This is a genomic window from Parabacteroides sp. 20_3 (assembly GCF_964238835.1).
GTDB lineage: Bacteria > Bacteroidota > Bacteroidia > Bacteroidales > Tannerellaceae > Parabacteroides > Parabacteroides distasonis.
The window spans coordinates 255,089-276,968 of record NZ_CAXSNO010000009.1; the positions used below are offsets into that span (position 1 = coordinate 255,089).

General features: G+C 41.5%; 22 protein-coding genes and 2 tRNA genes. 16 read left to right on the plus strand and 8 right to left on the minus strand.

Features of this window, described 5'->3' with window-relative positions:
• The 12 genes from ACESPU_RS18405 (at position 1) to ACESPU_RS18460 (ending at position 15,573) form a co-directional block, all read left to right on the plus strand.
• Positions 1 to 912, plus strand: a complete 912-nt coding sequence (locus tag ACESPU_RS18405; protein ID WP_227154456.1) for a 1-aminocyclopropane-1-carboxylate deaminase/D-cysteine desulfhydrase — start codon at positions 1 to 3, stop codon at positions 910 to 912.
• Positions 893 to 1,885 (plus strand): ATP-grasp domain-containing protein, encoded by a 993-nt coding sequence (locus tag ACESPU_RS18410; RefSeq protein WP_227157568.1) that lies wholly within the window; start codon positions 893 to 895, stop codon positions 1,883 to 1,885. Before ACESPU_RS18405 ends, ACESPU_RS18410 begins: the two co-directional genes overlap by 20 nt.
• An 8-nt stretch (positions 1,886 to 1,893) precedes the next feature.
• Positions 1,894 to 2,472, plus strand: coding sequence for an acyltransferase (locus tag ACESPU_RS18415; protein ID WP_227154455.1), 579 nt, complete (start codon positions 1,894 to 1,896; stop codon positions 2,470 to 2,472).
• A gap of 39 nt (positions 2,473 to 2,511) precedes the next feature.
• A complete protein-coding gene (locus tag ACESPU_RS18420; protein ID WP_057326714.1) occupies positions 2,512 to 3,717 on the plus strand; it encodes an EpsG family protein in 1,206 nt (401 codons plus the stop codon).
• A 26-nt stretch (positions 3,718 to 3,743) separates the two neighbouring features.
• Positions 3,744 to 4,703, plus strand: coding sequence for a glycosyltransferase family 2 protein (locus ACESPU_RS18425; protein ID WP_005864990.1), 960 nt, complete (start codon positions 3,744 to 3,746; stop codon positions 4,701 to 4,703).
• Positions 4,700 to 5,803, plus strand: a complete 1,104-nt coding sequence (locus ACESPU_RS18430) for a polysaccharide pyruvyl transferase family protein (protein WP_057326706.1) — start codon at positions 4,700 to 4,702, stop codon at positions 5,801 to 5,803. The genes ACESPU_RS18425 and ACESPU_RS18430 overlap by 4 nt, the downstream gene beginning before the upstream one ends.
• A gap of 15 nt (positions 5,804 to 5,818) precedes the next feature.
• Entirely contained in the window at positions 5,819 to 7,078 is a 1,260-nt protein-coding gene (locus tag ACESPU_RS18435; RefSeq protein WP_005864995.1) for an oligosaccharide flippase family protein, read from the plus strand.
• Entirely contained in the window at positions 7,050 to 8,261 is a 1,212-nt protein-coding gene (locus ACESPU_RS18440) for a Coenzyme F420 hydrogenase/dehydrogenase, beta subunit C-terminal domain (RefSeq protein WP_121963142.1), read from the plus strand. Before ACESPU_RS18435 ends, ACESPU_RS18440 begins: the two co-directional genes overlap by 29 nt.
• A gap of 385 nt (positions 8,262 to 8,646) precedes the next feature.
• Positions 8,647 to 9,900 carry a DegT/DnrJ/EryC1/StrS aminotransferase family protein gene (locus ACESPU_RS18445; protein WP_008778148.1) on the plus strand — a complete coding sequence of 418 codons (1,254 nt, stop codon included), beginning with the start codon at positions 8,647 to 8,649 and terminating at the stop codon, positions 9,898 to 9,900.
• Positions 9,901 to 9,985: 85 nt separating this feature from the next.
• Positions 9,986 to 10,351: a polysaccharide biosynthesis protein gene (locus ACESPU_RS18450; protein WP_057327321.1), complete on the plus strand. Its 366-nt coding sequence runs from the start codon at positions 9,986 to 9,988 to the stop codon at positions 10,349 to 10,351.
• Positions 10,352 to 10,546: 195 nt separating this feature from the next.
• On the plus strand, positions 10,547 to 12,259 hold the full coding sequence (locus tag ACESPU_RS18455; protein ID WP_129984563.1) for an SWIM zinc finger domain-containing protein: 1,713 nt from the start codon (positions 10,547 to 10,549) through the stop codon (positions 12,257 to 12,259).
• Positions 12,260 to 12,279: 20 nt separating this feature from the next.
• On the plus strand, positions 12,280 to 15,573 hold the full coding sequence (locus ACESPU_RS18460; protein ID WP_158532992.1) for an AsmA-like C-terminal region-containing protein: 3,294 nt from the start codon (positions 12,280 to 12,282) through the stop codon (positions 15,571 to 15,573).
• On the opposite strand, the gene rfbB is transcribed toward ACESPU_RS18460, so the two are convergent.
• Both rfbB and rfbC read right to left on the minus strand, forming a co-directional pair.
• Complete coding sequence (gene rfbB / locus ACESPU_RS18465) at positions 15,565 to 16,704, minus strand: dTDP-glucose 4,6-dehydratase (protein ID WP_373133587.1); 1,140 nt, start codon at positions 16,702 to 16,704, stop codon at positions 15,565 to 15,567. The genes ACESPU_RS18460 and rfbB overlap by 9 nt on opposite strands.
• A 13-nt stretch (positions 16,705 to 16,717) precedes the next feature.
• Positions 16,718 to 17,275: a dTDP-4-dehydrorhamnose 3,5-epimerase gene (rfbC, locus tag ACESPU_RS18470; RefSeq protein ID WP_057317213.1), complete on the minus strand. Its 558-nt coding sequence runs from the start codon at positions 17,273 to 17,275 to the stop codon at positions 16,718 to 16,720.
• A gap of 166 nt (positions 17,276 to 17,441) precedes the next feature.
• Between rfbC and ACESPU_RS18475 the strand changes: the two genes are divergently transcribed.
• Both ACESPU_RS18475 and ACESPU_RS18480 read left to right on the plus strand, forming a co-directional pair.
• Positions 17,442 to 17,513, plus strand: a tRNA-Cys gene (locus tag ACESPU_RS18475).
• Positions 17,514 to 17,564: 51 nt separating this feature from the next.
• Positions 17,565 to 17,636: transfer RNA gene (locus ACESPU_RS18480), tRNA-Cys, on the plus strand.
• A 1,010-nt stretch (positions 17,637 to 18,646) separates the two neighbouring features.
• Here the strand turns inward: ACESPU_RS18480 and ACESPU_RS18485 are convergent.
• The 3 genes from ACESPU_RS18485 to ACESPU_RS18495 are packed head-to-tail and all read right to left on the minus strand — an operon-like array spanning position 18,647 to position 19,401.
• Positions 18,647 to 18,892 (minus strand): hypothetical protein, encoded by a 246-nt coding sequence (locus tag ACESPU_RS18485; protein WP_009275884.1) that lies wholly within the window; start codon positions 18,890 to 18,892, stop codon positions 18,647 to 18,649.
• 25 nt (positions 18,893 to 18,917) lie between these two features.
• The gene (locus ACESPU_RS18490) at positions 18,918 to 19,229 is read right to left on the minus strand and encodes an SH3 beta-barrel fold-containing protein (protein WP_009275885.1); all 312 of its coding nucleotides are present in this window, start codon (positions 19,227 to 19,229) and stop codon (positions 18,918 to 18,920) included.
• A gap of 31 nt (positions 19,230 to 19,260) precedes the next feature.
• Entirely contained in the window at positions 19,261 to 19,401 is a 141-nt protein-coding gene (locus ACESPU_RS18495) for a hypothetical protein (RefSeq protein ID WP_172606896.1), read from the minus strand.
• Between the two features lie 169 nt (positions 19,402 to 19,570).
• Here ACESPU_RS18495 and ACESPU_RS18500 point away from each other — a divergent pair, with 169 nt between their 5' ends.
• Both ACESPU_RS18500 and fic read left to right on the plus strand, forming a co-directional pair.
• Complete coding sequence (locus ACESPU_RS18500) at positions 19,571 to 19,819, plus strand: helix-turn-helix domain-containing protein (protein ID WP_008779333.1); 249 nt, start codon at positions 19,571 to 19,573, stop codon at positions 19,817 to 19,819.
• Between the two features lie 2 nt (positions 19,820 to 19,821).
• Complete coding sequence (fic, locus tag ACESPU_RS18505; RefSeq protein WP_158532990.1) at positions 19,822 to 20,373, plus strand: protein adenylyltransferase Fic; 552 nt, start codon at positions 19,822 to 19,824, stop codon at positions 20,371 to 20,373.
• A 222-nt stretch (positions 20,374 to 20,595) separates the two neighbouring features.
• On the opposite strand, the gene ACESPU_RS18510 is transcribed toward fic, so the two are convergent.
• The 3 genes from ACESPU_RS18510 to ACESPU_RS18520 form a co-directional block, all read right to left on the minus strand.
• Positions 20,596 to 20,907 (minus strand): hypothetical protein, encoded by a 312-nt coding sequence (locus tag ACESPU_RS18510; RefSeq protein ID WP_158532989.1) that lies wholly within the window; start codon positions 20,905 to 20,907, stop codon positions 20,596 to 20,598.
• Entirely contained in the window at positions 20,879 to 21,451 is a 573-nt protein-coding gene (locus ACESPU_RS18515) for a hypothetical protein (RefSeq protein ID WP_158532988.1), read from the minus strand. Before ACESPU_RS18515 ends, ACESPU_RS18510 begins: the two co-directional genes overlap by 29 nt.
• A 153-nt stretch (positions 21,452 to 21,604) precedes the next feature.
• A complete protein-coding gene (locus tag ACESPU_RS18520) occupies positions 21,605 to 21,877 on the minus strand; it encodes a hypothetical protein (protein ID WP_009275889.1) in 273 nt (90 codons plus the stop codon).
• Between the last annotated feature and the right edge of the window lie 3 nt (positions 21,878 to 21,880).

The window sequence follows — 21,880 nt, forward strand, 5'->3', positions numbered from 1 at the left end:
ATGAGGACATATATATGTGAAATAAGAACGGAACAAAATAATATATATATCAAACGTGATGATCTGTTCCCGTTCTCTTTTGGTGGCAACAAGGCAAGAAAAGCAGTGAATTTCTTCAAAGAGATTGACAACGGAGATTTCGACACGGTTGTCACCTATGGTAGCAGTAGTTCCAATCACTGCCGTGTGATTTCCAATATGGCGACAGTGCGGAACATTCCTTGCTATATCATCAGTCCGGAGGAAGCATCTGAACCGACTTATAACAGCAAGATGATGCAGTTGTTCGGTGCGGAGATCACAACCGTACCTGTGGATGAGGTCAGCAGAACAATTGATGAAAAGTTGGCTGAACTTAGAGAGTGTGGTCGAAAGCCGTACTTTATCCCCGGTGGTGGTCATGGCAATCTCGGAACACAGGCCTATGTTGACTGCTATAACGAGATATGTGCATACGAAAAAGAGAACGAACTCCACTTCGATTACATCTTCTTCGCATCAGGGACAGGCACTACACAGGCGGGTCTTGTGTGCGGTCAGATTATGCATGGAGACGAGAGAGAAATCGTGGGTGTCAGCATTGCCAGAAAGAATCCAAGAGGTCGGCAGGTGGTGCTTGACAGCGTGAAAGAATATTTGTGTGGTGATGTAGCCGATGAACTGATAGAATCCGCAACTATTTTCATTGATGATTACATCGGAGATGGCTACGGCAAACAAAATGAAGCTATAAAAACCACCATAAAGAATATGCTCAGTAACCACGGAATCCCGATGGATTCCACATACACGGCCAAAGCATATACCGGCATGATGGACTATATAGAAAAACAAGAGATAAAAAACAAGAACATATTGTTCATCCACACAGGTGGAACACCGTTGTTCTTTGATGATTTTGGGAGACTTTGAAATGACGAACATATTACTTCTAAGCGTGGGAACGCGCAATAAGGTAATTCAATATTTTAAGAAGGAATTCGCTGGCGTGGGCAATGTGGTTGTTACTGATTTAACCGAGATTGCGCCAGCAATCTATGAGGCGGATAAGCATTATCAAGTGCCTCGTATTATAGAGGATGGCTATATAGATCTGATCCTTAATATCTGTAAGAAAGAACAAATTTCCGGTGTGTTGTCACTGATTGACCCGGAGTTAAGTCTAATTGCAAAAAATAAGGAGAGGTTTGCAGAGATTGGCGTGACAATCATCGGCTCGTCCTACGACCTGTGCGAGATGGCACTGGACAAGATGCAGATGTTTACATGGCTTAAGGAGCATGGGTACAATTGCGCCAAGAGCTATGTGGATAAGGAAGCGTTTTATAAGGATTTGGATGCTGGGGAGATCAGCTTTCCGGTATTTGTAAAGCCTGTCCGTGGCAGTGCATCGATTGCTATCAATAAGGTTAAGGATAAAGAGACGATGGATCTTCTTTGGGCGCATGATGACAATCTGATGATTCAGGAATTTTTGAACGGTCAGGAGATAGGAGGAGACTGCTATATTGATATGATTTCCAGCGAACTCGTTTCAGTGTTCACCAAAAAGAAAATCTTGATGAGAGCCGGAGAGACGGACAAAGCTGTGTCATTCAAAGACGAAAAACTGTTTGCGCTGATCGAGAAGTTTGTAAAGGAATGCGGATGGAGCGGTCAGATTGATATTGATATCTTTGATATAGATGGAGAATATTACATCTCGGAAGTGAATCCAAGGTTCGGAGGTGGGTATCCGCATGCCTATGAATGCGGCTGTAACCACATGAAGCTGATAAAGAATAACCTGATAGGTGTAGCAAACGAGAAGAACATAGGAGCCTATGAAGAAGGCATCTATATGATGAAATATAATGAAGTGATGATTCGGAGGAAGGAGTCATGAGGCTGCGGATGCTGTGGTATCAATTTCGGATGCTGACCATACGGGATGGAGTGAAACGTACCGCATATTTAAAAAAACGGAATGTATATGCAGGTATTGGAGAGAATGTGATGATTCAGTCTCGTAAGATTCCGTTATATCCAGAGTTAATCAGAATCGGAAATAATGTACGCATGGCTTCTAATGTTTTGTTCGTGACGCATGATGTAGTACACAATATGTTGAATAGGATATCTCCAAAAACCGAAAAAATTCTGGTGGGGGGAGTATTCCATGAGAAGGTTGGCTGTATAGAAATAGGAAATAATGTATTTATTGGTACCGGAAGTATTATTTTATATGATACAAAGATAGGCTCAAATGTTATTGTGGCAGCAGGCAGTATAATCACAAAGGATGTTCCGGATAACGTGGTTGTCGCTGGTATTCCGGCGAAAGTAATAGGTACATTTGATACATTTTTGGATAAAAGAATCCAAGAAACGTATTTACAGTATGTCGATGTTTCCCCGACATATTATTGTATGGTAGATGCAAATGCTGAGTGGGAGAAATTTTATTTAAAAAGAGGCAATTTAGATGACTAAACATTGGTTTCGCAGACTAACGGTAAGAAGATGGGTGTTATGTTATTAGGATTGACAATTACATGCTTGCTTTTCCCTGCCTTGACTGTTCCCTTTTCTTTACTTGGTTATATTTCGAAAAATAAGGTACAAAGGGTTTTGGGATTGTTTTTTTTAGCTCTGTTTATGGGGTTGATGGCAATGTGTTTCCGAGATCCCAAAACTGATCCGGATATTGTACGATATATTGCCGCAGTAAAAGATTATGCAAACGTATCTTTCTTTCGAGCATTTAATCATGGCTCATATGAAAATTTATATGTCATTGACATTTGGTTCTGGATCATTGCCAAGACGGGGAATTATCAGTTGATTGCAGGTACGTCAGTATTCTTCACTTATTTAATTAGTTTATATGTATTGCAAGATTATGCGCACAGTAAAAGCTTTAATTTGAGGCAAAGAGTATATACTCTATTTCTTCTTATGGGGCTTATGAATTTCTGTTTTTCTGTTAATGCACTGAGAAGTGAATTGGCATTTGCGATGATTTTGTTGGCGGTTTACAGAGAACTGTATCAAAAAAGGAGAAGTGTATGGACATATTTTCTTTATGTTCTTCCGATTTTTATGCATTTTGCGGCGATATTGCTGGTGTTGATACGATTTATTGTTAGTACAAAAAAACGATATGTTAAAATAATCCTAATGATGTTATTGCTCGCACCGTTGGTTGTTGAAACTCTTGTTGGCATAGTGGATATGCTCCTATCACAGTTAGCAGTGATTTCTTATACACAGGCTTTTTTGAAGCGAACACTTATGTATTTTAATTGGGATACTGGTGGTTGGGCTACGGTCGTGAAAGATAGTGGGTATTACTTGCTAAATAAGGTTTTTTCTTACTCTGTGCTCGTGATGATGGCACTTGCCTTTTGGAACATAAAAAGAAGCAAAAAAAAACTTTGGGATGAAAAGCTCGAAAACTATTTTGCAATTTATTTCTTTGTTATAATAGCTTGCTTTTTTATGCAAACGCCATCATATCAAAGGTTTACTTTTGTGTTCTTTCCGTATGGAGCTGCTTTATTCGGTCAATATGTAAGAGAGAATGCTTCACATAAAGTAACTGCATGGGCATTCAATACGGTTGTATGTTGCTTGGCAATGGTTGGATATTTTTTGAGTTTTTATATGCTTAATACGATGATTCCTGTGGAAAAGTTTGTGATTGATGTATTGACATACAGTCCATTGTTTTCATAAAGAGGAAGCGGAAATGAGGAGTTGAAATGGCAAAAGTATCTGTTATTGTACCGGTTTATAATGTAGAGAAGTATTTGAAACAATGCCTTGATAGTATTGTCGATCAAACATTAGAGGATTTAGAGATTGTTCTGGTGGATGATGGTAGTGTGGATTCTAGTGGGACAATTTGTGATGAATATGCAAAAAAAGATACACGAATACGGGTTATTCATAAGGAGAATGGTGGCCTTTCGGATGCGCGAAATGCCGGGCTAAAATATGTAACATCTCCGTATGTGGGATTTATTGATTCGGATGATTATATTGATTTGGATTTTTATTGTGGTTTATTAAAACAGATGGAAGCCGACAACACTTCTATTGGTGTGGCCGCAATAGCCCATGTCTATCCAAACGGGTCGATGCGTGTTCGTAAACTGGAGAAAAATCAACGGCTGGATCGAAAAGCGGCAATGGGGGAATTGATATATTCACAGAACATCTCCAATTCAGTATGTAATAAGCTTTTTGAAACAGCTCTTTTTGAAGGAGTTGAGTTTCCGAAAGGAAAGCTTTATGAAGATGAGTATGTGACATACATATTGTTTCATCGTTGCAAGGCGGTATCTGTAAGAACAGATGTCTTGTATTATTATCGCTCAAATCCAGATAGTATAACACATGCAAAGTTTTCAGACAGAGAGCTGGATCGGATTTATGCCTCTCTGGAAAAAATTGAGTTTTGCAAAACCGAGTACCCTGAATATTGGAATAGTGCGGTTTGTTACTTGGTTTACGATTGCATTTGTGCACTCGAAAAGATGGAGAGCTATGACAAGCGGTATGATGGTGTGATCCGTAGCAATATTAGAAAAAATATTTTGATATATCTCAAAGGAAAAAATTCATTGAAATCTAGGATTTTTGCACTGCTTGCGGCCATTTCTCCAACTATGGCTGTTACGGCGGCAAATATACGGAAAGAGAAAAACAAAGAAGTATGAAACGGATAGGAATCGTAACTTTTTTTCAATCCTATAACTATGGTGTATGGTTTCAAGCCTACGCTACACAAGCTTTTCTGAGGGGTAGAGGATATGATGCCCAAATCGTAAATTATTCTAATTTGCATGACGATGAAAAGCTGAAGATGGCATTCAAAGGTAAGAATTCGTATATGGGATATTTAATTTCATTTGCGAAGAACATACTATTTGGAGGAATGCACTACTATAGAAAAGGATTCAAGAAACATTTGAATACATTTTATTCTTTATCTAGTGAACATTGCACACAAATAGAGAACCTGTCAGATTTACATTATGATGTATTGGTGGCGGGAAGTGACCAGATATGGAATCCGGAGACCACGGGGGGAACCTTGGATCCTGTATTTTTGCTGCAATTTGGCATCGCTGATAAAAGAATATCTTATGCATCGAGTATAGGGAGTACAGAAATAAGAGAGCAGGACAAAGCTTTAATGAAGAAGGCACTGGAAGAATTTTCATATATCAGCGTTAGGGAAACTTTTGCCAAGCAGCAGTTAGAAAAGATTATGAATCGAAATATTAATGTGGTTTGCGACCCTACATTCCTTTTAACAGGAGAAGAGTGGAGGCTTTTTGCCAAGCAGTATTCAGATTATTTGGTGAATGATCAAAAATACATTCTGACCTATTTTGTATCCTTGGAAAAATACAGCGAACATTGTATAAATCTGGTAAAAACATATTCTGAATCTTTAGGTCTGCCGGTTTGGGCTGTTCAATTCACCAGATACTATAGCAAAAACTGCGACAAGAAAATCTTGGGTGCATCTATTGCAGATATGATACGGCTTATAGAACACGCAGAACTGATTATTACGGATTCCTTTCATGGAGTAGCATTGTCTGTTAATTTAGGAAAGAATTTTGTTGCTGTAGAAAATAGAGGTAATCCATACAGAACGAGGAATCTGTTATCACGATTGAACCTGTTGGATAGAATCGATATGGATATTGAAAATTATTCTAAAGTTGATTATTCTAACGTGACAGTTTTACTGAATGACTTTCGGAAGGAATCAGTAGATTGGTTTTGTGAAGCGATAGAAAACTAAGGAGTATTGATCAAAATGAAGAATCAAGCGAATAGAAAGTTGATCAGTAACACCGTTTTCTTATATTTAATGACAACCTCGATACAGATTTTGAATTTGTTGACAGTTCCGTATTTAAGCAGAGTGTTGGGACCAACTGAATATGGACAGATAGGCTTGGCTTTGGGATATATGGCTTATGTCCAGATTATTTTGGATTTTGGATTTACGTTGTATGCAACAAAGAAAATCAGCGAAAATAAAACCGACAAATGTAAAATTGAGTACATTATTACTGCTGTCACTTTCATAAAGGTAATACTGGCTGTCTGCCTCGGTGTGGTATTTTTGCTATTCCTATATATAAATGTCTTTGATGTCACGTTGATGACGATTTTGCAGGTTTACTTGCTGGGATATTTGATTACTGCATTGTTGCCTGATTTTTATTACAGGGGTATGGAAAATATGAAATCTATAGCCCTACGTACATTAATTGTCCGAGTTCTTTTTACGCTCTTGATTTTTCTTTGTGTAAGGAAGAAGGAAGATATTATGTTTGTCCCAGTGTGTTTTCTGGTTGGTAGCATATTGGCTTTCATTATCACCGCGGCTGATATTCGCTGGAAAAAACAGATCACCTTTAGATGGCCGGGGAGAAAATATGTTATGTCAATGGTACGATCTGCATTTCCGTATTTCACATCCCGTTTTGCATCAACCTTTTATCAGGCCTTGAATGTCATAATTATTGGAAAGATATATGGTACAGCACCCGAGGTGGGTTATTATACATCAAGCGATAAGTGTCTTTCGCTGGTCAAAATGGGATCGTCACCAATTGCGGATAGCTTATATCCGTATATGTTAAATCATAAGAACTACAGGCTTATAAAAAGGCTTCTTGGGTTTGTGATGCCAATTATTACGGTTGGTGTAATTATTATAGGAATTTACGCTGAACCGATTTGTGAGTTTGTTTTTGGAGATGGATATGCTGAATCAGGAGCAATTCTTCGCTTACTTCTTCCTGCGGCCTGGGTTATATTGCCCACATATGTTGTTGCATTTCCGGTCATGAGCCCAATGGGCTTGGCAAAATATGCTAATTATTCTAATGTTATAGGTGTATTTATTCAATTACTCGGATTATTGCTGCTTTTTTTGAGCCACAGAATGAATATATATACCATTTGTGGATTGACGAGTTTTACAGAGGTATCCGTGTTTATGTATCGCTTGAGTGTTGTTTTATTATCAGTTTGTCATGAAAGGAATAAAAACCATGTTAAATAATATTGGGGAAGCGTGTACGGCTTGTCGTGCGTGCGAACAGATTTGTCCGAATTCTGCAATTATATTTGAAAAAGACGAGTATGGCAATATTTACCCGCAGGTTCTCGAGGATAAATGTACTTGGTGTGGATTGTGTAATTCTGTTTGCCATGTGCAAAATACAGTTTCATTACATACGATAACAAAATATTATGCTGGATTTTCCAATGATGAGGATCGTAAAAATAGTGCATCCGGCGGAATTTGCGCAGCAATTTATCAGATGGGACTCAAAGAAGGGTATAAGGTCTTTGGAGTTATACAGGAAGAAAATTTTCAAGCAAAATATATTGAAATTCGGAGTAGTTTGGACATAGTAAATTCCCGCAATTCAAAGTACACCTATAGCGATATGAGAGATTGCTTTTATGCGGTGCTAAAATATTTAAAACAGAACGAAAAGGTAATTTTTATCGGATTACCATGTCAGCTGGCAGCACTAAAGTGCCATGTTAATCGCATCCTTTCAAATTCGAAAAAACTGTTCTTGGTTGAGCTCATGTGTCATGGAATTGCATCGCATCAATATCTTTTGGATCATATGAGGCAGATTGAGAAGCGTACACGCAAACAAGCAAAGACAATTTCTTTCCGGGATCCGGCCTATGGAACAGAAAAGCATATAATTTCTTGCAGAGATGAGAGGAAAAAGCTTATTTACCACAGTTCTGAGAAACAGGGTGATGAGTACCAGATAGGCTATCATAACGGAGTTATATATAGAGAAAATTGCTATTCGTGCCGATATACAGGTATGCATAGGAACGGAGATCTTCTGCTGGCAGACTGGTATAGAGATCGAAGCGCTCCGGAGATAAAATTTCAAGATCACAGCGTGAATAGTATTTTTGTATGCTCTGACTCCGGAGAAGCCTTCTTGGAACATTTGGTTAAGAATGGATATATTCAAGTGTTTGAACGTCCTTTAAGTGAGGCTTTAAAAATACAACGAACCTTACATAAGCCAACAGAAAGGAGCCCATTGAGAGATCAGTTCTTAAGCATATACAAGGAAACAAAGGATTTTGATAAAAGCATCAGACGAGCTTGTCGTGGATTGATAAGGAAAAAGAAAATAAATCATTATCTTAAAGTGAGTTATATTAAGTGTATAGCAGTTAAATTGTTTAATCTGGGAGAATAGAAAAGAAAAAGTTTCTTCCAAAAGGAATGTTGATCTTTCTTTCAAAAATGAGAGCTTTTCGATGGTTTTTATTTTATATGACTATAATTGCACTTGCTTGTTGACTATACCAAGCCTCTTTATGATTTGACTTGCAAATTTATGTTCCAAGAGATTTGCGATTTGCCGGAATCAATGGATGCTTTCTTTGAAAATTTCAATCGTGATGAGGATGCGGTATAATAAAGCCTTGATTTTTTATGGGGAGTAATTGATTGTGCCCTCGTCTTTCTTTCCTTTAGGGAGGAAGAGAAACTCGATTAAAAGAAACTCCTGATTTTTATTCTAACATAAAGTCATCTTGCGAAGCCTCGTGAGATGACTCGTTATATCTGTTTTTTTAATTATGGATCAACGTATTTATTTGTGCCTGGCTCACATGAGTGAGACGGGCAAAGAACAAATGTATATCAAAGAGGCCTTTGATACGAACTGGGTCGTGCCTCTAGGTCCGAACGTGAATGGATTTGAGAAAGATCTGGAGGAATTCGTGGGTGAAGGTAAACATGTGGTGGCTCTGTCTGCCGGTACTGCCGCTGTGCATCTGGCGTTGCTTGCCTGTGGCGTGAAGCCGGGGGATGAGGTGCTGGTACAGAGCTTTACCTTCTGTGCTTCCTCGCATCCGATCACTTATTTGGGGGCTACGCCTGTGTTCGTGGACTCGGAGGTGGATACTTGGAATATGGATCCTGTGTTGTTGGAAGAGGCTATTAAAGATCGTATCGAGAAGACGGGAAAAACACCGAAAGCGATTGTACCGGTGGCCTTATATGGGATGCCTTATAAGGTGGATGAGATTATGGCGGTCGCTGATCGGTATGGGATTCCGGTCATAGAGGATGCGGCGGAGGGTTTTGGTTCTCGCTATGATGGACGTATGTTGGGTACGTTTGGAAAATATGGGGTGCTGTCGTTCAATGGGAATAAGATGATTACGACCAGTGGTGGTGGTGCGTTGATTTGTCCGGACGGGGAGGCTAAGCGGGAGATCATGTTCTACGCTACGCAGGCTCGGGAGGCTTATCCGTATTACCAGCATGAGCGGATCGGGTATAATTACCGGATGTCGAATATTTGTGCGGGTATCGGGCGTGGTCAGATGACGGTGGCTGACGCTCATGTGGCTCATCATAAGCATACGTGTGATTTATATCGGGAGCTGTTGAAGGATGTGAGAGGGATCACCTTGCATGAGAATCCTTCCGGTCGTTTTGATAGTAATTATTGGTTGAATACGATTGTCTTGGATCCTTTATTGAGGGTGAAAGGGCAGGAGAATGCTTATCAAGCAACGGTACAAGGTGCTGTTGGTGGTGCGGGCGGTGTGACTCACGCAGCGGTTAACGCACATACGGATTGCGAGCCGAATGCCAATGTTGAGGCGATGCGTGTGGGACTTGATGCGATGGGTATAGAATCCCGCCCTTTGTGGAAGCCGATGCATAAGCAACCTGTCTATAAAGATTGCCCGGCTTACGTGAATGGGGTGAGCGAATCTTTGTTTAAGGTCGGGTTGTGCTTGCCTTCCGGCCCCTATGTGACGGATGAGGATGTGGCTTATATTGTGGATTGTATAAAGAAGAATATTTGTTACAATTGAGAGCAAATGTACTCTAATATTTTTATCGGAAAAGTTAGTGTTAAGATGATAAATGATTATTTTTATTTTCAGTAAAATAATCATTATGGATATATCTCGTAACTATCATCTGGAAGACAAAGTTGAGTACATCATTGCTTTGGTAAATGAAGAGCGTATGATCCGTCTGAGCGGGGTGAAGGGAATCGAGATCCGGTTCACGGGATTGCGAGACGGGGAGAAGTTGTATGAGGAGGTGCTCAATGAGGATGAGACCTCCAAGCCTACTTTTCATCCGAAGATCAAGATCGCCCAAGTCCGTGCGTATGATTATGCGGACGCCAATCTGCGGATTGATGCCTTGGTACGTGCTTGTGCCGTGGAGGGGGATATGCAGATCGTGAAGCGGATGAAGGAGATCGTTCCCGAGTTCAAGAGCCAGCATTCTAAATATGAGGTTCTGGATGAATAGAGCGAAATAAAAAGTAAATTATTTGAAATGAATGGATGAGCCCGCCTTTCTTTCTTCCCAATGTAGGGAGGCAAGAGAGGCGGGTTTGCTTTTGAGGAGGTTGGGGTATTAATCAAGTTTTGGAAAGTCTATAATGATAGTTTGATTATTTTACATACATTTGTAAGACACAACGTAGATAATATTGCTATGAATATGGATTTATCACTGAGTAATTTTGAGCAGCAAATAGATGGAACGATCCTAAAACGAGGATTCGATTATTTCAAAAAAGGATATGTTACCGAAGTGGAAGACTTGGGCGGTGGAGATTTTGAGGCTACCGTGGAAGGATCGGAAATCTATACGGTTCATTTGCATATAAAGGGGGATAAGGTCATGGAATATGATTGTGACTGTCCGTACGATTGGGGAGTCGTATGTAAGCATGTAGTTGCCGTGTTATTTTATTTGCAAAAAGATTTATTGGATCTGGATAATCTGACAAAGGTAAAGGCCTCTCCCCGGAAAAAGAAAGAGTCGGAAACACTGCAGATGGAACAAATACTTAAGCATTTGACTCATGATGAATTAAGGGCATTCGTACGTGATATGTGTGCTACGGATAAAGGTTTCCGGCATTTGTTCGTGGCGAAGCATATGCCAAATTTGTATCCGGAATCGAAAGAGTTATACGTGAAACAATTGGAAAAACTGGTGAAAACGTATACCGGAAGGCATGGATTTGTTGAATATCGGGAAGCTGGGCAACTGGGTAGTGAAGTGTTAGGGATCATTGATGATGCGTTAGCCGGATTAGAGAAGGGGAAAAAGAGGAAAGTCCTTTATGTGGCGGAAGCTGTTACTGAGGTAATGAGGGAGGTTCTTGATTGTTCCGACGATAGTAACGGGACGATCGGCGGTTGTATCGCTGGTGGATTTGAATTACTGGAGACACTTGTGGAGTCTGATTTGGATGAAGCCTTGCATGATGAATTGTTTGATTGGCTGATGGTGGGGTTTGAGAAAGGATTTTTGAAAGGCTGGGATTGGCATTTCGATTTGATTGATATAGCTATCCGTATGATGAAAACCGAGCCTGAGATAGAACGTATCAAGATGAACCTCTCTCTAGTCAGGCCGACTGGGGATTCGTGGGATTGGGAGTACAGGCAATCCCAAAACTTGATGTTGGAGCTTATTAGAAAGACGGAAGATGAAAAGGCTTGTCTTGGTTTTATGGAAAGTCATCTGGAAAATTCCGATTTTAGAAAAGAGTTGATCGAAAAAGCATTGGCTGGAAAAGAGTACGAGAAGGCGGAAAAGCTGGCAGCTGAAGGTGTCCGGAAAGACGAGAAGGAACTTCCCGGCTTGGCAGATGACTGGCGTAACTATTTATTGAGTCTTTATATGGAAACCAATGACGTGGCACGTATGATCTCGCTTGCTCGGTATTTTTTTGTGACACGATCAGGACGTTACCATCCCCAGAAATATTATTATGATTTGCTGAAATCGCTTACACCTCAAGATCAGTGGCCGTCGTATGTAGATGGGCTTGTGAGCGAAATGAGCAATAAATCGAGATATGGCATCGATTATGCGGGTATTTCGCAGCTGTATGTGTGGGAATCTAGGTGGGCAGATTTCTTTAAATTGCTTCAAGAGAATGCCACGCTAGATCGTGTCGTCGAGGCTGAACAGTATTTGGCTGATTCTTATCCGATGGAGTTGGCCGCGATGTATAGGGATCTGATACTGGGTTATATGGAGCGACAGATGGGACGGGAGCATTATCAGTCGGCTTGCAGATATATACGCCGGATGATAAAATTAGGTGCCCGTCTGATGGCAGTGGGACTGATCGAGCGATTGAGAAAGCTTTATCCTGCCCGAAGGGCTATGCTTGAGGAATTGGCGAAGATATAAAAGGGTAATAAAATTCGAAGATGATGAAGTGGAAGAAAATATTATTGGTTGTTGTGTCTGTGTTGGTCGGGATCTTTTTCATACTTCCCTTGATCGGGGTTGGTATACTGAAATGGGCGGTCTTACCCCCGGAAAAGCTGACACCTCTGGTCGTAGAGAAAACAAACGAATTTATTGAGGCTCACTTGGAATGTGAGCGGGTGGAGTTGACTTATTTCGAGACGTATCCTTATCTGGGAGTGAAGTTGACAAATGGGCGTTTGATCTCACATCAGGCTGAGGATTCTATAGAACATCAGGAGGATTTGATGATTCCTTCGGATTCTTTGTTGTCTTTCAAAAAAGCGATCGTCGTATTTAACCCTACGGATTATTTGTTTAGCGGGAAGGTGACGATTCCTCGGGTTATCATGGATAGTATCCGTTTTTATGGTTATGTGAATGAGGAGGGAAAGGCGAATTGGGAGATTTATCAAAGTGAGATGGATTCGGTAGATGAATCATCGTCATCTCCATTGCCTAAAATAGATTTGCAGCAAGTGCATATTACGAATGGGCACTTTGTCTATGATGACCGGCAGCAGGATTTATATACGGTGATCGATGGTTTCTTTTTACATATAGATGGCCTTTTGACCCAACGAGGAAATAAGTTGGATGTGGAGACCGGTTCTTCCTCGATCGTATTCCGTAGCCCGTCTTATTCTTTGGCGAATAAGTTAGCGTTACGCTTCAAGGGACGTTTGTTGTTGGCTGACGGACTTCGCCGGATTGGGTTGAGGGATGCGGAGTTGCTGGTGAATAACCTGCCTTTTACGGCGGATGGCTTTATGGTGCCGGCTACCGAGGATAATCCGTCACGGATCGATATGACTTTCGGGTTGAAGGTTTCCGATATGAATGATCTCTTACATTTTATTCCGGATGAATATTTTAAGGATCGGGATAAAACACTTGCTGAGGGACGTATTATTTTGGAAGGGGATATCCGTGGAGAATTAGGGGATAGTATCGTTCCGACCGTGAACTTATGCTGCAAGATAGAGGATGGTTCTTATCATGTAAAAGGTATTGAACAGGGGATCGATACCTTGCGCATGGACATGGATTTACATTTGAATGGCGCTTACCCGGATTCTTCTTATGTCTCTTTGGAGGAGCTGACATTGATCGGGTTGAATACCTCGCTGACCATGAGTGGCGAGGTTAGGGATATCTGGAGGAATCCCGCGATTCGGGCGGAGATGAAAGGGCAGGTCGATTTTACCCGTTTGGCTAAAGAGTTCTTGAATCCCGACACACTGCTGCTGGAGGGTACCGTGATGGCTGATTTATCTACGGTGTTTAAGGTGGATGATATCGTGAATAGCCGCTTCGCCAAGGTCAAATCATCCGGCAATTTGACGGTTGATCGCTTCAAGGCGTTTAGTAAGCCGTTAGGCGTGGATATGTATATCGCTGGGGCGAATCTGTTTGTAGGATCTACGGAAAATGAAAGTAAATATCTGAATGCGAAAGGATTGTTGAGCGCTAATCTATCGGTGGATACCTTGAATATAAAGTATAAGGATGAGATCAGTACGAATATCGGTGGATTGAAGATGGTAGCCAATACGACGCCGGTTATTGATACAACGGCTGTTATCCCTATGACTGCAGGGTTGGAATTTGATCATTTGCGCACCAAGTTGCCGGATTCTACCTGGATGGTGGCCGGTAAGACCGTGTTGAAAGGGGGCATCAAGGCTTCTTCTACAGATAAGCGGATCCCTATGGCGGGAGCTACGATCTCGGTGGACACCTTAAAATATATTCTTATCCCTTTACGGACGGGTATGGTTCTGACGGAAAGCCAGTTCTCTTTGGAAGCATTACCTTATCGGCAAGCGATTCGTCAACAACGTGAACGCCGTATCGCCGCCGGTGATACCTTGCGCAGGCGCACGCAGACCACCCGAAGGGCGAATAGACAGCGGTCGCAAGTGGATTCGGTCGCTTCCTCAAACAGTGTCTTACGCCAATGGGAGGCTCGGGGACAAGTGAGGTTTAAGCAATTGAGGGGCTTTAGCCGCTTATTCCCCATTCCGATGTATATTGATGAGACAAGCGTGAATTTCAATACTAACAATATGACGTTGAGTGGTGCCCGCCTGCATTTAGGAAAGAGCGATCTTACTTTGAGCGGAGAGCTTAGCGGCATCCGGCGGGCCATGCTACGGGGAGGAAAGCTGAAAGCGAATTTCGAGTTGGAATCCGATCTGATCGATTGTAACCAGTTGATGCTAGCTATAGGTAAAGGTTTGCAGTTTTCTGATCAATTGGCATCCAACTCGGTTAGGGCCTTCTCGGAAGACAGTATCTCCGTACTGGAGACGGATCATCTATTAGCGAATACCGTGGATAGTGTCGCTACGGATTCGATCTCTCAACTATTTGTCGTTCCGAAATTCTTGGATCTGACGCTTCATACAAATGCTAAAAAAATAGATTTTAAGGATCTGAAGTTGGAGGATGTGAAAGGTGAGGTTGTAATCCGGGATCAAAGTATCAATCTGAGTGATTTATGTATGAGCTCGAATATCGGTTCCGGAGATCTGACGATGGTTTATACGACCAAAACAGATCAAGAGGCGACTATGGGATTTGAGTTGTCCTTAAATGATATTTTAGTGGAACGGTTAATCAGTTTATTCCCGGATATCGACACATTGGTCCCTATGCTTCGTTCGTTCGAAGGCATGGTAGATTGCCAGATGACGGCTACTTGCAAGGCGGATTCTACGATGTCCGTGTTGCTGCCGTCTGTAAATGCCTCTTGCTACCTGAGCGGAAAGAATATGGTGTTGCTGGATGGTGAGACATTTACCGAGATATCGAAGACGCTGATGTTCAAGAATAAAAAACGGAATATGATTGATAGTATAGCGGTAGATTTAGCGATCCATGATAACAAGATCGAGGTATTCCCATTCTTGGTGGAGATGGACCGGTATAAAGTAGCCGTAGGAGGAACGCATAATTTGGATATGACGTTCGATTACCATCTCTCGGTTTTAAAATCGCCGGTACCGTTTAAGTTGGGTATCGATATAAAAGGGAATCTGGATGATTTCAAGTTCAAGATAGTGAAATGTAAATATAAAGATTTCTTGAAACCTGCCAAGCAAGCGGAACTGGATAGTACCCGCAGGAATGTGCGTGAGGAGATACGCGAGACGATCCGGAAACAAATAAGAGAGGCCGCTCCCGAATTAGGAAACAGCCTCTCTGAGATTCATCCACATACACACGGTCACGTTGAGGAATCAACGTGATCCATACATTTGCTCGTAATATTTCATGTAATCTCCACCGGTGATATCCTCTACCCATTTTTGGTTCTCAAGATACCAACGGATGGTTTTTACGATACCGACCTCGAAGCAGGTCTCTGGTGTCCAGCCTAATTCGTTGGTGATCTTCGTCGGGTCGATGGCGTATCGTTGATCATGGCCCAGACGGTCTTTTACGAATGTAATCAAGCTGTCGTTGATCCAGTCGATAGAGATTTGTCCATCGGCACCGATCTCTTTTTTCTTTAATACTTGGCGATATTCCGGTTGTTCGGTCATTAGTTGATGGATCGTCCGGATCGTGAGTTTCACGATCTCGATGTTCTGCTTATCGTTATGACCGCCTACGTTGTAAACCTCTCCCACACGCCCGTGGTGGATTACGGCGTCGATCGCCTTGCAATGATCCTCTACATATAACCAGTCGCGTACGTTTGTGCCGTCACCATATACAGGTAGGGATTTACCTTCCAATATGTTCTTTATGATTAAGGGAATCAATTTTTCCGGGAAATGGTAAGGTCCGTAGTTGTTGGAACAACGGGTAATAGATACCGGCATCTTATATGTCTCGTGATAAGCCTTTACGAATAAGTCCGCGCTTGTCTTGGAGGCGCTGTACGGGCTTCGGGGATCTAAAGGCGTGGTCTCGTGGAAATAACCTTCGGCGCCTAGGCTTCCATAGACCTCATCGGTAGAGACTTGATGGAAACGTACGCCTTCACGCCATACCGGATAACCTGTCTCGGCCTTACCGGCAACCCATGCTTTTCGTGCGGCGTCCAATAGGTTCTGCGTACCAAGGATGTTGGTTTGCAGGAATAGCTGGGGATTTTCGATGCTTCGGTCTACATGACTTTCAGCGGCGAAGTTCACGACATAATTGAAGTTGTATTTCTCGAATAGCTGGTCGGCCAAGGCACGATCGCAAATATCGCCTTTCACGAACTCGCAACGTACTCCATCGATATCCTCGGCGATGGTGCCTAAATTACCTGCGTAAGTCAGCAAGTCTAGGACAACGATCTTGATATCGTCATATTTCGCCAGCATGTGTTTGATGAAATTGGCACCGATAAAACCGGCGGCGCCGGTAACTAGGTAAGTTTTCATATCTGTACAGTGTTTAGTATTTGAAATTAAGCTCAGCGTCTTTCAGCGATGGAGCCTTGGTGTCTTTCTCGGATAGGTTGATCGATTCCGGATCTGTGATGCTCCAATCTACATGGACCGTGGGATCGTCATAGCGGATTCCCCGTTCATGCGTCGGAGTATATGGATTATCTACTTTATAGGTAAAGATAGCCTCGTCACTTAATACATGGAATCCGTGGGCGAATCCCTGTGGAATGAATAACTGGCGTTTATTTTCGTCCGATAACTCTACAGCTATATATTTGCCGAATGTGGGCGAGCCTTCACGTACATCTACGGCTACATCCAATACCCGTCCTTTGATCACCCTGACTAATTTAGATTGAGAATAGGGCGCTAGCTGATAGTGTAATCCTCGTAATACGCCTTTAGAGGAGCAAGATTCGTTGTCTTGCACGAACTGGATTTTTCCGATATGCTCCTCGAATTCCGCTTGCTTAAAAGCTTCCATAAAGTATCCGCGCGCATCTTTCAATACCTTTGGCTCAATGATCCATACGCCCGGTATTACAGTTTCTGTATAAGTCATTTTTTCGTTATTTATCTATTTGATAGGCAAAGGTAAGCTCATTTTCTCTACTTCTATAATATTCGGAGGGAAAAATAAAAAAGAAAGGAAAAGTTTGGTAATTCCAATATTATTATCTTTCTTTGCACTCGCAAAACGAAAGCAGTTGTTTTGTGTTAGAAGTTATGGTTCCTTGGATGAGTGGCTTAGTCAGCGGTCTGCAAAACCGTGTACGGCGGTTCGAATCCGCCAGGAACCTCTAGAGGTTTATTGTATCTTTTACAATAACAAATATACTAAACGTTCGTACGGTGCCTTGGATGAGTGGCTTAGTCAGTGGTCTGCAAAACCATGTACGGCAGTTCGAATCTGCCAGGCACCTCTCTAAAAACAAAATTGGTACTACATTGGTACTGCAATTGAAAAATAGATTCTATTACTTCATTGGTGATAGAGTCTGTTTTTGTTTCTCATCTTCACAATATCAATAAAAAAGGTACTCTCATTCTCACGAACAAAAGCACCTGTAATGTTAACTTTTATATTATAGGGTATTTTGTATACAAATTACAGTGGTTGACAGGTTGACGGTTGACTACATGCTATTGATATGTTAATCAGTTATTTATAATCAAATATTCGTCAACCTCTATGTTTCTCATCCAAATAATTGCACAGGTTACGGGGTTACGGTTACGGTGATACCATACGTGTTATAAATCAATAAGTTAAGCGCATTTATACCGTAACCTCAACATTCGTCCCCGGCATTCCATCAAAGGACAGGCTCAAAGACCGTGCCGGGTGTGGCTGGAGCTACTGAAAGCCTATTTAAACGCGCATAGCGTCACCACATATCCAGTGAAGCCTATGCAATCGAAATAAGACCGCTCTCACGATATTTACCCGAGGTTATCAGGTTATAGGTTATCAGATAGCAAATGTATTGAATTTCAAGTCATATACCCCTTTTAAGGTGATAACCTCTAATATCGATCTGCTTATGCCCTGTATCTTCACCTCCAGCTATGATCGTTGCTGGTTAAGTGTGCATCTGTCCCTTGCCGCAATCTCGCTTTGCGATGTCCGGTCGTTCCGGTCTGCAAGGGTGTCCGGTAGGCAATATTACCTACCGGGCTTCAAACTTCCGATCGCCGTTCCCGTCATGCGGTATTTCCTTTCTCGATATACCTCAAAAAGCCCCTTATACAAAACATATCTCTTATTTTATCTAGCGTGTCTTTTGCCCTACATATCCTACATACCTTACATAGTCGAATCGGCTTTTATGTAGGACATGTAGGTTGAAAAAAACTTTTTTTCTTGCGTCATATCCGGCATATCCGTCATAAGATTTAGGCCCGGCCCTTATTGGCTAGACAGCTCTTCGCCCTATTGCGCTAAAAGATGCGTGTTTAACGATCGAAGGTCGAATCTTCCCGGCTTTGACCTTCCGTTGTTGTACACCGAAACAGTCATGCTTGGCTTGGGGTTGGTCTCTCTAAATCCGCAAGCCCTCTCCAGCTCATCGATCAACCTCTCCATCTTGATGGATTGCCGGTTGAATCGCTCCATCGCTTTCTTATCCTCCCTTGATATCAAGGCTATGTCGCTGAGTATTTTATTTATATCTTTCATTAATTTATCTCTATTTAAGATGCTGTTAATATGTCGTGATTAGATTCTCTACCTTGAATGACCGGAACCCGTTCGCCTCAACGTCGAAGTAACGGACGGTCTTGTAATTTTCCGGACCTGTACCTTTGATGAGGTTCTGAACGTCCTGTAACGTTCCTTTCGCCTTTCTCAAGCTTCCATCCGCTTTCTCGTAAGCGAATGTTACTATTTCCCGGCGCATCCGCTTGGTGAGGCGGTACAACGCCCACGCCTTGGACAGGCATACCGCAAATGCCTTTCCCGTTGCTCTCATAAGCTCATGGGCCTGTTTGAATACTTTAGTCCTAAAATTCTTCATGATCGTATAGTTTTATGTGTTAGTAATCCGTTTACGCTATGTACATCCAATATTCACGAATGTATGTCTCGGCCTCCGCTTTGTAATCCACGTTATAAATCTCGCAAGCCTCTTTCTCTGTCATAGCCTCTAGTTCGGCTAGCTCGTTGTTCATGTAATCCTCGTTTGTCATAGCTTTGTAATGTTTTAATTTTCGATCGTGTCGCAAATGTAGTATAAAACGGTACAATTTGCAAAATAAAAAGTAGTATTTAACACTACTTTAACAAATAAATGTACCCATATGGCATTACAAATAACTTTTATTCGTATATTTGTATCGAAAACTAAAGCATTACAGTATGGATTTAAGAATAAAAGAAGTTATCAAAGAAAAAGGTATGACTATAACAGAGCTTGCCGATAAGATGGGAATTAATAGAGTGAATTTATCAAATATGGTAAATGGAAACCCTACAGTGGAAACTTTAAATAAAATAGCGGACGCAATAGGATGCCCGGTTACAGAACTATTCGAGCAACCGAAGAAAGACGCTTTAACTCTCACGTGCCCTAACTGCGGTAAGGATATCAATATCAAAGTAGAATGAGCATGAATACGAAAGAAATAGACAGATTGAGCCTTGTAAAAGCTCACGCCCTGTTTGATACCGGCGATATAGATCGTATTGAGGTGGGAACCGTGAAGGGCTTATGTGACATACATCGCTATCTTTTTGATGGATTGTACGACTCTGCCGGAAAGGTGCGTAAACTCAACATATCAAAGGGGAATTTCCGCTTTGCCAACTGCTTGTACTTGGACGCGATACTACCCGTGATAGAGAAGATGCCGGCAACTACATTTGACGAGATCATAGCGAAATACGTGGAAATGAACGTGGCGCACCCGTTCATGGAAGGGAACGGGCGATCTACCCGCATTTGGCTTGACATGATCTTGAAAAAACGGCTTTCCGTTGTTATTGACTGGCAAAACGTGGATAAGGTCCTGTATTTGCAAGCGATGGAAAGAAGCCCAATAAACGATCTGGAGTTGCGTACGCTGTTGCGTCAAGCATTGACAGACCGTGTTAATGACCGGGAGGTGATATTCAAAGGTATCAATCGGTCTTACTATTATGAAGGGTATGAACCGGAATAACGCAATTGAGATTGTGTCGAGATGAGAATACCGACAAAAACGGTATTTAAAACGTTGCAAATAGAAGACATGAACTATTTCGTCTGCTTTAAACGTGTGAGAATCCCACATTATAGAATATCGATAATAACAAGATTTAAAAAGACCCGCTCAATTTTGAACGGGTTAACTTTATACGCACGATATGACCGTAGAAAAACCTATAACGGGATTGCCGTTATATTAGTCCAATAAGGCCGCAAATGATATCAACGCTTTTTCCGCTTCCGGAGACAATTCGATCAAATCAATAAAGTTGAAGTCCGATCGTTGGAAGCCTGTACCTTCGAATGAGAGTTTATCAAGTAATTGGTTTTTCGCCTTGCTTGGGGATACATAGAAGGTATCTCGATATTCGATATACTCATCTTTCGTGATAGGCTGTGATATCTGGATATCAGCGGAAGCAAATAGAACCTTGTAGTTATTTTCTTCGGTCTCTTCCGCTTTGATATCCACGGGATATTTAGATACGAGTTTGAATGTCGGTCTCATCCTTCGGTTTCCTCCCTTTGTTCTTGGGTACCAAATATACCTCAAGCAAATCGTTTGCTCTTTTCATTTTATCATACTGTTTCCTTAGCCTTTTGCCGTACGGAGTCAATAGGCCCCTATAAAATTGTTTCCCATATTTACGATCTATATTTTTCCGGTTTAATCCACTGAAGAACCTGCCTATCTTGCTTTCTCTCGATTGATTATAAACGTGGGCGAATGCGTATCGGCTCGCAACGACGTTGCCATCTATAAAAAGCTTCCTGCATTTATGTCCAGTATAGGGACAAAGAAAATACCATACGATGCCATTACCCAAATTGCTAGGTTCTGTTTTTAGCTTTACCTTTACCTTTTTATCCTTATCCTTAAATTTCCATCGAAATACAACATCTTTGCTTTCTATAGATACGGTTATTCTGTACTCGATATTATTCAATGTGATCAGTTGCATTAACTTTTGGTTTGTACCGGTCTGTCTCCGGATCAATTCTTTTATGTCTGATAACTGAATCCTTGGTATGTGATCTATGATTGCTACCATATTTTTACGACCTTAATAGTTAGAGAAAATGTGCTTGTCATTAGCTCACTGGAATAATCCTAAGATAATATCCGGGTAAGCCCGTTCAAAATGGGCCTACCCGGGGTTATCTTTCATTATCCTTTGATGGATCTGGATAATAATACAATCGTCTCATTCGATATCCGGTAAATTCTTACACCATTCTTTAGCTAGCTTCTCGCTTGATATCTTGAAGTCCTCATCCTTATACTCTATACCTAAATGATTACAGATGGCCCGGTTTTCTCGTTGGGTTGTCTGTTTCCATCGCTCAAAGGGATTGTCACATGTTTCATTTGCTGTTTCCTTTGTCCCGTAGTGAGCATAGAATAACATGGCCTTTACAGGATTTTCTTGCAAGTCACGCCGTGTGTTATCAAACCGTTTTCTTTCTTCTTTAGTCATAGG